The following is a 12,353-nucleotide window of genomic DNA, read 5'->3' as shown; positions in this document are numbered from 1 at the left end:
CGCCAGCCACGCCGACCCGGCACGGCGGACGCGAGCGCTGCCGCTGCCGCGCCCCGCAGCAGCCCCCCCAGCCCCACGTCCGCAGCAGCCCCCAGCCCCGCGCCGGCCCGCGCAGGCCAGGGGCGCCGTACCTGGGACGAGCATCCTGACCCCACGTGCCGGCCGCGTGAGCGCCCCATCGAGCACGCCTATCCGGGGGGGGCGCACGCCCACCGGGGCGGCACGCAAGCGCACCTGCCCCGGCCGCGGGAGCGTCCCACCCCCGCCGTGGGGCATTCGCGCGAGCAGGCCGGCCGCGCGCCAGCCGCCCCCCCCACCCGCTCCGCCCTCCCGCCACAGGCGCCGCGCGACCGCCGGCGTCTCGGGGCGGACAGCGCCAACCGTAAGTGCTAAGATCATCAAACTAACTCTCCGCCCGCCGGGCGGACGCGGGGCAGGGCACGCGAGGCACCGGCCCCGTGAAGGCAAGCGAGAAGGAGCGCCCCTTGGCCCTCAAACCCCAGCCCGACTTGGCCGACATCCACATCGTCGGCATTCCGCGCGGGTTCCTGTACCATCGCTACGGCCCGCTGTGGGAGACCTTCCTGCGCGAGCTCGGTCGCGAGGTGATCGTCAGCGACGAGACCGACCGCGCCATCGTCGAGACCGGCACCGTGCTCTCCGTGGACGAGTGCTGCCTGGCCTCGAAGGCCTACATGGGCCATGTGGACAGCCTCATCGGCCGCTGCGATGCCGTGTTCGTGCCCTGCTACGCCAGCTGCGACCCGCGCGCCGGCTTCTGCACCAAGTTCCAAGCCGCGCCGGACCTCGTGGCCAACACGTTCCGCGACCGCGGCGTGCGCGTGCTGTCGTGCCTGGTGGAGAACGTGTCCAAGCCCAAGGAGGTGCGCCGCGCCTTCACCGAGATGGCCGCGCGCCTGGGCGCCAGCCCCGCCTTGGCCAAGCGCGCGTGGAAGGCCGGCGTCCGCGCCCTCGAGGACGCGCGCCGCGCCCAGGCCGCGGCTCAGGAGGAGACCCTGCGCCTGCTGGCCGAATACCGCGCCGTCGCCGCGTCCGACCCCACCGGAACCCAGGAGCGGCCGCTCGCCATCCTGCTGGTGGCCCACCCCTACCTGGCCCACGACGAGTACCTCTGCGGCACCATCGTGGAGTCCCTCGAGGCCATGGGCGTCACGGTGCTGTTCGCCGACGAGACCAACCACGCCCGCGCCTACAAGGCCAGCTTCGAGTTCACCGACACGCTGCCGTGGGTGGTCAACCGCGAGCTCATCGGGTCGATCCTGCTGCTGCAGGACAAGGTGGACGGCATCGTGCTGGTGAGCGCCTTCCCCTGCGGCCCTGACTCCATGACCGACGACGCCATCATGCGCTACATCCAGGGCACCCCCATCCTCAACCTGATGATCGACGCCCAGAGCGGCACCGCCGGCGTGGAGACGCGCATCGAGAGCTTCGTCGACATCCTGCGCTACCACCAGAAGGGAGGCTACGTCCATGGCTGACATCCTCACGCTCCCGCAGGAGGCGCGCTCGCGCATCGCGGTCGAGCTGGAGCGCCGCCGCGAGCCTAAGATGGGGCGGCGCAAGTTCAAGCGCGACCGCCACAAGCGCATCAAGGTGGCGTTCTTCCGCTACTGCTACTACGATCCGGCGTTCAAGTTCTTCGTGGAGCAGGTGCTCGACGCCGACTTCCTCACGCTGCCCGAGGCCACCAAGCGCACTACCGAGATCGGCGAGCAGAACTCCACCGACTACGTGTGCACGCCCTTCAAGCACATCCTCGGCGACTACGTGGAGGCGCTCGAGGCCGGCGCCGACGTGCTCGTGCAGTTCGGCGGCCCCTGCCGCCTGGGCTACTACGGCGAGCTGCAGGAAGCCATCCTGCGCGACATGGGCTATGAGTTCCAGATGCTCAACTTCTCGCGCGGCATCGAGCAGGGGGCGCTCGGCTGGGCCAAGCAGTGCCTCAAGACGGTGAACCCCGACATCAACGTGCCCGCCGCCCTGCCCAAGCTGGCCGCCACGGCCAACATGGCCGTCAAGCTGGACGAGGCGCGCGACTTCTACCTGGCCAACGCCGGGTTCGAGCGCGAGCGCGGCGCCTTCAAGCGCGTCTGGGCCTCCTACCTGGACGCCCTGCGCGGCGCCACCGGCGACCGCGACATCAACGAGGCCTTCCGCCAGGCCATGGACGCCATGCGCGCCATCCCGCTCGACAAGCCGGACGACCCCATCCGCATCGGCGTGGTGGGCGAGATGTTCACGGCCATCGACGAGCGCTCCAACCTGGAGCTCGACGACAAGCTGCTGTCCATGGGCGTGGAGGTGCACCGCATGATGAACCTCACCAACCGCTTCGTGCGCTACAACGAGCCCAACCTGCGCCGCAGCGCCGCGGGGTACCTCACCTACGACATGGGTCCCACCTCCACGCTCACCGTGGTGGCCGCCCACCGCTACGCCCGCGAGGGCTTCGACGGCGTCATCCACGCCAAGTCGGCCGGCTGCACGCCGGAGATCGACTGCATGCCCGTGCTCCAGCGCGTGAGCGCCGACGCGGCCATGCCCATCCTCTACCTCACCTACGACTCCCAGACCTCCGACACCGGCCTGGACACGCGCCTCGAGGCGTTCTACGACATGCTTTCCATGAAGAAGGAGAAGACGAAATGACCCAAGGCTACCTCGGAATCGACATCGGCTCCATCTCCACCAAAGGCGTCATCATCGACGAGAACCGCGCCATCATCGCGCGGTCGTACCTGTGGACCGAGGGCAACCCCACCGAGGCCTCGCGCAACGTCGTGCGCGAGCTGGAGTCCCAGGTGGAGGGCAAGGGCGTCCAGATCGTGGGCGCCGGCACCACGGGCAGCGCGCGCCGGCTGGTGGGCGCCATGCTCGGCGCGTCGGTCATCAAGAACGAGATCACGGCCCATGCGGTGGGCACCACCTTCCTGCACCCCAAGGTGCGCACCATCCTGGAGATCGGCGGCCAGGACTCCAAGATCATCTGCGTGGCGAACGGCATCGCCGTCGACTACGCCATGAACACGCTGTGCGCCGCGGGCACCGGCTCGTTCCTCTCGAGCCAGGCCCATCGCCTGGGCGTGGAGGTGGAGGAGTTCGGCGACATCGCGCTCACCTCCCAAAAGCCGGCCAACATCGCCGCGCGCTGCACCGTGTTCGCCGAGTCCGACCTGGTGCATAAGATCCAGGTAGGCTACGCGCGCGAGGACATCATCGCCGGCCTGTGCAACGCCGTGGCGTCGAACTACCTCAACAACGTGGGCAAGGGCAAGAAGATCGAGGCGCCCGTGGTGTTCCAGGGCGGCGTGTCGAAGAACGCAGGCGTCGTGCACGCCTTCGAGGAACAGCTGGGGATGGAGGTGACGGTGGATCCGGACGGCCACCTCATGGGCGCGTTCGGCGCCGCGCTGCTGGCCGCCGACGCCGGCCCCGTCACCGACGCCGAGTCCGGCCCCTTCGCCAGCGGCGTGCTCGACTTCGAGGCCATGCTCGACTTCGACTTCAAGACGCGTGAGGTGGAGTGCGGCAAGTGCGCCAACCACTGCGAGATCATCTGCGTCTATCGCGACAAGGACATCATCGACAGCTGGGGCAACCGCTGCGACAAGGGCGCGGTCAAGACGACCGCCTAGCACGGCACGCCGGGGCCTGCGCACGGCGGTCACCGCAGAGATCCGGGGCTCGCTGCGAGCGGGCCCCGGTTTTTTTCGCCTGCGCTGCAAATTCGAACGGTTTTGCACCCTCGGCTACGCCTTATCCGATGCCGATCGCAAGAGCACGCAGCGTTTTCCCAGGTCGGCTTTGAACGCACGGCACGCTTCGCCTCTACGCCGACCCCTCGCGAGTGCAAAACCGCTCGAATTTGCATTTTTGCGCGCTCATTTCAAGGAGACGACCCGTTGGGCTAGAATAGTTCGGCTGCCAAAACCCGCGCTGGACGGCAGCGGCGGATGCGCGCCACTCGACGCCCACCCGCTCGCCGGCATCCCCGCGTCCGCTGAAAGGAACCCTCCCATGGCCGTCGACCCCGCATCGCTCATCATCGACCTGCCCGACTACCCCGCACCCGGCGTGGTCTTCAAGGACATCACCCCCGTGCTGGCTGATCCCGAGGCGCTCGCCGCCGTGGTCAACGGCATCGCCGGCCACTTCGCCGGGCGCGGCATCACCAAAGTCGTCGGCGCGGAGGCGCGCGGCTTCATCGTGGGTGCGCCGGTGGCCGTGGCGCTGGGCGCCGGGTTCGTGCCCGCCCGCAAGCCGGGCAAGCTCCCGCGCGCCACCTACGCGGCCACCTACGAGCTCGAGTACGGCAGCGACGCGCTGGAGATTCACCAGGACGCGCTCACGCCCGACGACGTGGTGCTCATCGTGGACGACCTGGTGGCCACCGGCGGCACCGTGCGCGCCGTGGTGAAGATGATCGAAGGCACCGGCGCCACCCTGGCCGGCATGGGCTTCTTCCTGGAACTGGCCTTCCTGAACCCGCGCGAGGTCATCGCCGAGGCGACCGACGCGGAGGTATTCTCGCTCCACGCGGTGAATTAGGAGGGCGTCATGGACAAGAACATCCTCAGTATCATCGAGAAGGCCCAGGACGGCACGCTGCTTGACCGCGCCGAGATCATCGCGCTGCTGTCCGTGGAGAACCTCTCCCCCGAGGCCTTCGCCATCCAGCAGGCCGGGCGCGCCTTCACGGAGTCGCTCAACGACGGCTACGCCGAGATCCACAGCCACATCGGACTCGACGCCTCACCGTGCCCCTGCGATTGCGCGTTCTGCTCGTTCGCCGCGAGCGCCGGCATCTTCCGCCGCAAGACCGAGCTGCCGCTTGAGCGCATCCTCGACGAGGCGCGCACCTTCGATGCCGACGGGGTGAACGCGCTGTACCTGGTGACCACCGCCCGCTACGACCAGGAGCGCTTCCTGGAGGTGGTGGACGCGGTGCGCGGCGCGCTCACCCGCGACATCCCCATCGTGGCGAACATCGCCGACTTCGACCTGGCCTACGCGCGCGAGCTCAAGGCCGCAGGCATGGCCGGCGCCTACCACGTCATGCGCCTGGGCGAAGGCACCTACACCCGCTGCGACCGCGACGCGCGCATCGCCACCATCGAGGCGGCGAAGGAGGCGGGCCTGGCGGTAGGCAACTGCATCGAGCCCATCGGGCCGGAGCACACGCCCGACGAGCTGGCCGACCTCATCCTGCTGGCCCGCAGCCTGGAGGTGGGCTTCAGCGGCGCCATGCGGCGCAACACCATCCCGAACACGGCATTCTCGAAGTACGGCAACATCAGCTACGGCCGCCTGGCCACCTACGCGGGCGCCATCGCGCTGGCCACCGGCCCGGACATCCGCGGCAACTGCACCCACGAGCCCAGCCAGCTGTGCGCCCAAGCCGGCGCCAACGTCATCTGGGCCGAGCGCGGCACCTCGCCCCGCGACACCACCACCGAGACCCTCCGCGGGTACTCCGTCGGGCAGTGTCGCGAGCTCTACGCCGAGTGCGACTGGAAGGTCTGGGAGGGCCCGTCGCGCTACTACGCGTAGGACGCCCGCGCGGGACGCCCAGCCGCCGCGCACGGCCCCAGGCGTCCCGCGCCCTCGTGTCCAGCCGCCGCCAGCGTCGCGCGCCGCCCTAGCTGTGCTTCCCGCAGCACGGCCCGGTGGGATCGGGCATCACGTAATCGGCTGGGTCTCCCACCTTCCACCACGGCTTTCCCTCGGCGGGGAAGCGCGGGTCGGGGTTCTCGGAGCGGCAGACGAACCCTGCCTCCTCGATGAGCGCCTTGGCTTCCTCCACGGTGAACCCGCGCCAGACCTCGGTGTTGAACGAGGTGTCACGCGGGTTGGCGCCACGCTCGACGGTAAAGCTGCTGGCGCCGGCATAGAGCGCGGCGGGCGTGGCCGGATGCATGCCGCAGCTGCGCACCTTGGTGCCCACCACCAGGCGCAGCGTTGCCAGCAGGTGCAGCATGCGCTCCTCGCTGATGGCCTCCATGCCCTCGAAGGGCGTGCCCGGCACGTTGACGCGGGCCATCACGCTCATGGCATAGGGGCGGTGGGCCAGGTTCTCCAGGATGCGGTCGGCTATCTCCTCGTTGGTGTGCTCCACGCCCAAAGGCTCCACGCAGGTCAGCCAACGCAGCGGCGAGTTGCTGATGGCGTCGATGGTCTGCCAGCGCAGACCCACGTCGAAGGGAGTGTCGATGCCCTCGCGCATGCGCACCACGTGGTAGGCGCTCGTGGCGCCGGCCTGGTAGGCGGCCTCGGCCATGGCCGGGCTCATCTCACCCACGTTGAGGTTGATGAGATAGCTGCCCGGCACCGCCGCGCGGATGTCGGCGAGCCACTCGGAGAGCACGTTCAGGTCGTAGAATTCCGTCGAGCGCAGGGTGATGGTGGTGACGCCCGCCTCCACGTACTCGCGCACCAGCTCGATGATCTCCTCCTTGGAGTAGATCACGTCCTCCTCCACCAGGCCCCAGGCCGTGCCGAAGGAGCAGAACTTGCAGTTCATGTCGCAGCTGCACAGATCCACGCCGATGGCCCCCGCGATGGACGCGCTGTTACCCGTGGCCAGGTGGGCCAGCTCGGCAGCGCGCTCCTTGAGGTAGGCCACCTCCTCCGACGCCGGATCGAGCTCGAGCAGCGCGATGATGACCTCGCGGGGCTGGGAAGCGCCGCGCGACCCCTCGTCGAACACACGGTCGATAAGCGCCTTGGTTTCCTGGTTCATGTCTCTCCCTCTCTCTGCGGGCCGCGCCGGCCCCTTACCGCCAGGTGGTGAAGCGCTTCTGCGCCCATGCCGTCAAGTAGTTGAGCGCCGTCACCGTCATGCCGCAGGTGATGACGCCCGCCACGATGTTCGCGTAGTTGGCGAACACGTTGGCGTTGGATATCCAGTAGCCGATGCCCGACTTCGCGCCGAAGCTCTCGGCGTACATGAGCATGAGAAAGCCGGTGGTCAGCGACACCCGCATGTTCCCGAGCACGTCCGGCACGATGAACGGAAGGATGACCTTGGTGATCATCGTCCAGCTGCTCACCTTGAGCACCCGGGCGTTGTCGGTGATGGCGGCGGGCAGCGAGCCCACGCGCAGGATCATCGACAGGAACTGCGGCCAGAACACGCCCAGCAGGATGACCATGATGGCCGCCCACCGGTACGTCGGCATGAGGATGACGAGGAACGGCGTGAAGATGACCGACGGGATGGGCGCGAGCACGTTGGCGATGGGGTAGAACATCGCGCGCAGGCGCGGCACCCAGCCCACCACGATGCCGAGGAACACGCCGAGCACCGTACCGAGCACATACCCGGTCACCAGCAGCTCGAGCGACGAGACCACGTTGCCCCACAGCTCCGGGCCCGAGCGCTCGAACACGTAGAACACGTTCTCCGGCGACGGGATGAGCACGCTGTGGGCCACCCCGAGCTTCGTGGACGCGAGCTCCCACACAAGCAGAAGCACCCACACGGCGCACACGATGTCGGACGACCCCGAGGGGATCGGGTCAAGGCGCCGGCCGCGGAAGAGCGCGAGCAGGTAGGCCGCCTCGATGAGCGCGATGGCCACGAGGAACGCGTCGCAGGGATACACCTTGCGCGCATCGGGCATGAGCAGCACCACGCCCACGAGCGCTGCCATCAGCACGTGGGCAAAGGCGAACTCGACGGCTATCCGTCTCATAGGACACCCCCCTCGCCAAAGACCAGCTCGCGCTCGGCCACATCCCGCCTCGTCTCCTCCGCATCGTAGAACAGCCCGAGAAGCTCGTCTTGGATGAGGCGCACGGCGGGGCGGCGCAGGAAGTCCTCCGGATCGCGCGGGCGCGCGGCGGCCACCGGGATGTCGGCCAAGAACCGGCCGCCGCTCATGAACACGATGCGGTCGGCCAGCAGCAGCGCCTCGTCGATGTCATGGGTGACGAAGACGGCCGTCTTCTTGCGGTCACGATCCTCCTGCATCCACAGGCGGTTCATGAGGGCCTGCAGCTCGCGGCGCGTGCGCACGTCCAGCGCGCCGAAGGGCTCGTCGAACAGGAGGATCTCCGTGTCCATGGCGAGCGCGCGGGCGATGGCCACGCGCTGCTGCATGCCGCCCGACAGCTGGTAGGGGTGCAGATCGGCCGCGTCGGCCATGGACACCTTGGCCAGGTACTCGCGCGAGACCTCGGTGATCTGCGCCTTGGTCAGGCCGCGGCCCAGCTCGACGGAGGCCTGGCGCACGCCGAACTCCACGTTCTTGAGCGCCGTCATCCACGGGAACAGCGAGTAGTTCTGGAACACCACCGAGCGATCGAGCCCCGGGCCGTCGAGCGGCTTTCCGTCGATGGAAAGCGAGCCGGACGTGGGCCGCTGCAGGCCGGCGAGCGTGCGCAGGAGCGTGGTCTTCCCGCAGCCGGAATGTCCCACCAGGCAGAGGAACTCGCCGTCGGCCACCGTCAGATCCAGGTGCTTGAGGACAAGACTCGCAGGCTCGGCGCCCTTTCCCCTTCGCCGGCGCCGGACGCTCAGGTCATCCTCGTAGGCGAAGCACACATCATCGAGAACGAGCGCTCCCATCTTCCTCCTCTGCTTCCTTTCCGTCCGAAGGCGCGCGGACGCCTCCGCGGGCGTTCGCGCAGAAGCGGCCCGAGCGGAGGCGGGCCGCCGCTCCTAGTCGTTGTTCTTGGCGAACTCGGCGTCGAGTGCCTTGTACGTCTCGTTGTCCGGCTCGCGGTCAAGCAGGATGTCGAGGGCCTTGCGGTAGATGCCGGACACCGCGTAGGGCTCCATGTCATAGGGCGAGTCGGGATCGATCTCGTTGATGTTCTGGAGCGCCTTGTAGAACTGCTTGACGTCCTTGGTGTGTGGGTCGGGCGAGAGGTTCATCACGTTGCGGTACGCGTCGGTGCCGTACATGGCGGCCTCCACGTAGTCCGGCTCCTGGCTCGAGTAGTCGCAGAGCATCTGGATGACCTCGTCTTTGTTGTTGAGGTAGTAGTCGTAGCCGCGCAGGATGGCCACCTCGAAGTCGACGAGCGACAGGTACTTGGACGTGTAGGCCTCCGCCGAGCAGTTCTGGCGGCAGCAGGGGTAGTCGCCCGTCACGTCGCGCACGATGCCGGCCACCTTGATGCCATCGACGCCGAGCGAGTAGCCCATGGCGTTGTTCGTGATGAACAGGTCGCACTGGCCCGAGCGCAGGCCCTCCATGGCGGTGGTGTTGTTGTCGACGTACTCGAAGAACACGTCCTCGCCCAGGGTGAGGCCGGCCTCCTGCAGGTAGTTCTTGAGAGCCATCTGGCCGGTCTCCTCGCGCGAGCAGTTGATGCGCAGGCCGCGGAAGTCCTCGGCCGTCTTGAGCTCGCGGTCGAAGGCCTCGGTGGAGAGCATCTCCGACCCGTTGAGGATGGTGCCGCCGAAGACGTAGATCTCGGCGCCTTGGGACACGTAGGAACAGGCCGGCACGACGCCGAACAAGTCGATGTCCAGGCGGTTGACCGACATGGAGGCCATGGCGTCAGCCAGCGCGATGGTCTGGAACTCGACGTCGCACTCCTCCTCGGCGAAGAAGCCCTTCTGCTGGGCGATGATGGCCGGCGCGATCTTGATGAGCTTGCCGGTGACGGCGCACACCAGGTGCTCGCCCTTGCCCTCGCTCATGAACGCCTCGTCCTGGGGGCCGGCCTGAGCGGGCGCGCCGCCCGGGGCGTCGGCCTTCTCGCCGCCATCGGAGCAGGCCGCCAGGCCTCCCAGGGCAAGCGTGGCGGCGGACACGCCGGCCACCTTCACGAAGGTTCTTCTGCTGAGCGTCATGAGGGCTTCCTTTCTCTCCCCCGCGGCCGCGCCTCCTGCGGCGCTCCCCTATTGCCTTGGGCTTATAGTTTACTATGGCACACATAGAATAGTGTCATATATTAGATCATGTCAACTATCCGGTGGCAAGCGGAAGCCCTAGCATACGCGAGGGCGCCTCCCGCAGGAGGCGCCCTCGGCGAATAAACGGGGATTCTCCCCTATTTCATGAGCGCGGTGACCGCCTGGGAGAAGGCGATGGGATCCTCGATGGGCAGGCCCTCCACCAGAAGCGCCTGGTCGAACAGGATCTCCGTGTACGTGCGCACCTTGGCGTCGTCGCCCGCGGCGTGAGCCGCCCTGAGCGTGTCGAAGACGGGGCTCTTGGGATTGACCTCCAGCACCACCTGGCTCTTGGGGGCATCCTCGGCACCCGGCGCGTTCTTGAGCATCTGCGCCATCTGGAGCGACACGGCGCCCTCGGTGGTCAGCACCACCGGCGCGTCGGTGAGGCGCGTGGACACGACCACCTTCTCCACACGGCCGCCCAGGGCCTCGGCCATCACGTCGAACAGCTCGCGGTTCTCCTCGGTGGCCTCGGCGGCCTCCTTCTTCTCCTCCTCGGTGGTCAGCCCCAGGTCCTCATTGCCCACGTTCTTGAGGGGGAAGGACTTCTCCTCGTCGCCGTCCTTCCGAGCGTAGTCGCCGAGCGCCATCATGCAGAACTCGTCGACGTTCTCGGTGCACAGCAGCACGTCGTAGCCCTTGGCCAGCACCGTGGTGACGATGGGCATCTTGGCCAGGTGCTCCAGGCCCTCGCCGGCGGCGAAGAAGATGGACTCCTGGTCGGCCGGGGCGTCGGCCAGGTACTCGTCGAGGGTGATCATCTTCTTCTGCTTGGCCGAGTAGAACAGCAGAAGGTCGGCCAGGATGTCCTTGGCCATGCCGTAGCTCGAGTACACGCCGAACTTGAGCGTGCGGCCGAACTGCTCGAAGAACTTGTCGTAGGCCTCGCGGTCGTCGTCGCGCAGGGCGGCCAGGTCGGCCTTGACCTTCTTTTCCAGACGACGGGCGATGGCGCGCAGCTGGCCGTTGTGCTGGAGCGTCTCGCGGGAGATGTTAAGGGTCAGGTCGGCCGAGTCGACCACGCCGCGCACGAAGTTGAAGTAGTCCGGCACCAGGTCCTCGCACTTGTCCATGATGAGGACGTTGGAGCTGTAGAGGGCCAGGCCCTTCTTGTACTCCTTGGTGTACAGGTCGAACGGCGCGTGGGACGGCACGAACAGCAGGGCGTCATAGTTGAGCGTGCCCTCGGCGTGCACGGTGATGGTGCGGGCAGGGTCCTCGTAGTCGTGGAAGTCGGTCTTGTAGAACTCGTTGTACTCTTCCTGGGACACCTCGGAGCCCTTGCGCTTCCAGATGGGCACCATGGAGTTGACGGTCTCCACCTCGGTGTAGTTCTCGAACTCGGGCATATACTCGTCATCGGCGTCCGCGGGGCGCGGCTTCATGCGGCTCTTGGTGACCTCCATCTGGATGGGATAGCGCACGTAGTTGCTGTAGCGCTTGATGAGGTCGGTCAGGCCGTACTCGGTGGCGTACTCGCCGTAGGTCTCGTCGCCGGCGTCGTCCTTCAGGTAGATGATGACGTCGGTGCCGTGGCCGGCGCGCTCGGCAGCCTCGATGGCGTAGCCCTCCACCCCGTCGCTCTCCCAGGCCCAGGCCTCGTCAGACCCGTAGGCGCGCGAGACGACGCGCACCTTCTTGCCCACCATGAACGCCGAGTAGAAGCCCACGCCGAACTGGCCGATGATGTCCACGTCGGTCATATCGTCGAGGCCCTTCTCCTCACCCGGCTCGTTCTTGGCGTTGGCGGCCTTGAACTCGTAGGAGTCGGAGTGGGCGATGGTGCCGAGGTTCTTGTCCAGGTCGTCCTTGGTCATGCCGATGCCGTTGTCCGACACGGTGATGGTGCGCGCGGCCTCGTCGAAGGCCACGGTGATGGCCAGGTCGGCGCGGTTAATCTGCACGGAGTCATCCGTGAGGCTGCGGAAGTAGAGCTTGTCCACCGCGTCGGAGGCGTTGGAGATGAGCTCCCGCAGGAAGATCTCGCGGTTGGTGTAGATGGAGTTGATCATGAGGTCGAGCAGCTTCTTGCTCTCGGTTTTGAACTTGCGCATGCTTGTGTTCCTTCTTTCCTGTCAGAGATGGTGCGAGGAGCGCGCCGTCAGCTGGGGCGACTGCGGCAGGCGTCGGCCTTGGCAGCCGAGCGCAGTCGCGGCGGGCGTCGACAGGCGCCGCCGTCGAGCCTAGGGCCCGGCTGCGGCCGCGCGCCCGCGGCGCCACGAAGCGCCACGGAATCGTTTCCGCTCCGCAAGACCGTGTTAGCACTCTCCTTGCTCGTTTGCTAATAGCACATTGTAAGGAGAAGAAAACCTAAGTCAATACCTATCAAGTTTTCCCTATGATCGATGAGGAGCCGGGGCGGGGCACGGGGGCGGGGATCGCGAGGAAGCGCGGGGCGTGGGGGCGTGGGAGTCGCGGG

At 67.5% G+C, this 12,353-nt stretch carries 10 protein-coding genes; 5 read left to right on the top strand and 5 right to left on the bottom strand.

Features of this window, described 5'->3' with window-relative positions; all coding sequences use genetic code 11:
• Nucleotides 1-485: 485 nt before the first annotated feature.
• From D1643_RS07515 to D1643_RS07495, 5 genes are all read left to right on the top strand, one after another.
• Nucleotides 486-1,502 (top strand): acyl-CoA dehydratase activase-related protein, encoded by a 1,017-nt coding sequence (locus D1643_RS07515; RefSeq protein ID WP_160710034.1) that lies wholly within the window; start codon nucleotides 486-488, stop codon nucleotides 1,500-1,502.
• Nucleotides 1,495-2,673, top strand: a complete 1,179-nt coding sequence (locus tag D1643_RS07510) for a hypothetical protein (protein WP_236643461.1) — start codon at nucleotides 1,495-1,497, stop codon at nucleotides 2,671-2,673. Before D1643_RS07515 ends, D1643_RS07510 begins: the two co-directional genes overlap by 8 nt.
• On the top strand, nucleotides 2,670-3,659 hold the full coding sequence (locus tag D1643_RS07505; RefSeq protein WP_160710033.1) for an acyl-CoA dehydratase activase: 990 nt from the start codon (nucleotides 2,670-2,672) through the stop codon (nucleotides 3,657-3,659). The genes D1643_RS07510 and D1643_RS07505 overlap by 4 nt, the downstream gene beginning before the upstream one ends.
• A gap of 382 nt (nucleotides 3,660-4,041) precedes the next feature.
• Nucleotides 4,042-4,572 carry an adenine phosphoribosyltransferase gene (locus D1643_RS07500; RefSeq protein ID WP_160710032.1) on the top strand — a complete coding sequence of 177 codons (531 nt, stop codon included), beginning with the start codon at nucleotides 4,042-4,044 and terminating at the stop codon, nucleotides 4,570-4,572.
• Between the two features lie 9 nt (nucleotides 4,573-4,581).
• Nucleotides 4,582-5,574, top strand: a complete 993-nt coding sequence (locus tag D1643_RS07495; protein ID WP_160710031.1) for a radical SAM protein — start codon at nucleotides 4,582-4,584, stop codon at nucleotides 5,572-5,574.
• Between the two features lie 88 nt (nucleotides 5,575-5,662).
• Here the strand turns inward: D1643_RS07495 and D1643_RS07490 are convergent, their stop codons facing one another.
• The 5 genes from D1643_RS07490 to htpG all read right to left on the bottom strand — a co-directional run bounded on the left by D1643_RS07490 (nucleotide 5,663) and on the right by htpG (nucleotide 11,988).
• A complete protein-coding gene (locus D1643_RS07490) occupies nucleotides 5,663-6,763 on the bottom strand; it encodes a radical SAM protein (RefSeq protein WP_160710030.1) in 1,101 nt (366 codons plus the stop codon).
• Nucleotides 6,764-6,797: 34 nt separating this feature from the next.
• A complete protein-coding gene (locus tag D1643_RS07485; protein WP_160710029.1) occupies nucleotides 6,798-7,718 on the bottom strand; it encodes an ABC transporter permease in 921 nt (306 codons plus the stop codon).
• A complete protein-coding gene (locus D1643_RS07480; RefSeq protein WP_160710028.1) occupies nucleotides 7,715-8,593 on the bottom strand; it encodes an ABC transporter ATP-binding protein in 879 nt (292 codons plus the stop codon). Before D1643_RS07480 ends, D1643_RS07485 begins: the two co-directional genes overlap by 4 nt.
• Nucleotides 8,594-8,686: 93 nt before the next feature.
• Nucleotides 8,687-9,829: a substrate-binding domain-containing protein gene (locus D1643_RS07475; protein WP_160710027.1), complete on the bottom strand. Its 1,143-nt coding sequence runs from the start codon at nucleotides 9,827-9,829 to the stop codon at nucleotides 8,687-8,689.
• Between the two features lie 200 nt (nucleotides 9,830-10,029).
• Nucleotides 10,030-11,988 (bottom strand): molecular chaperone HtpG, encoded by a 1,959-nt coding sequence (htpG, locus tag D1643_RS07470; protein WP_160710026.1) that lies wholly within the window; start codon nucleotides 11,986-11,988, stop codon nucleotides 10,030-10,032.
• Between the last annotated feature and the right edge of the window lie 365 nt (nucleotides 11,989-12,353).

This window comes from Enterorhabdus sp. P55 (genome assembly GCF_009911695.1).
In the GTDB taxonomy this organism is placed as follows: domain Bacteria; phylum Actinomycetota; class Coriobacteriia; order Coriobacteriales; family Eggerthellaceae; genus Enterorhabdus.
Note: the sequence above shows the minus strand (reverse complement) of the source record. Positions and strands in the feature narration are given on the sequence as shown.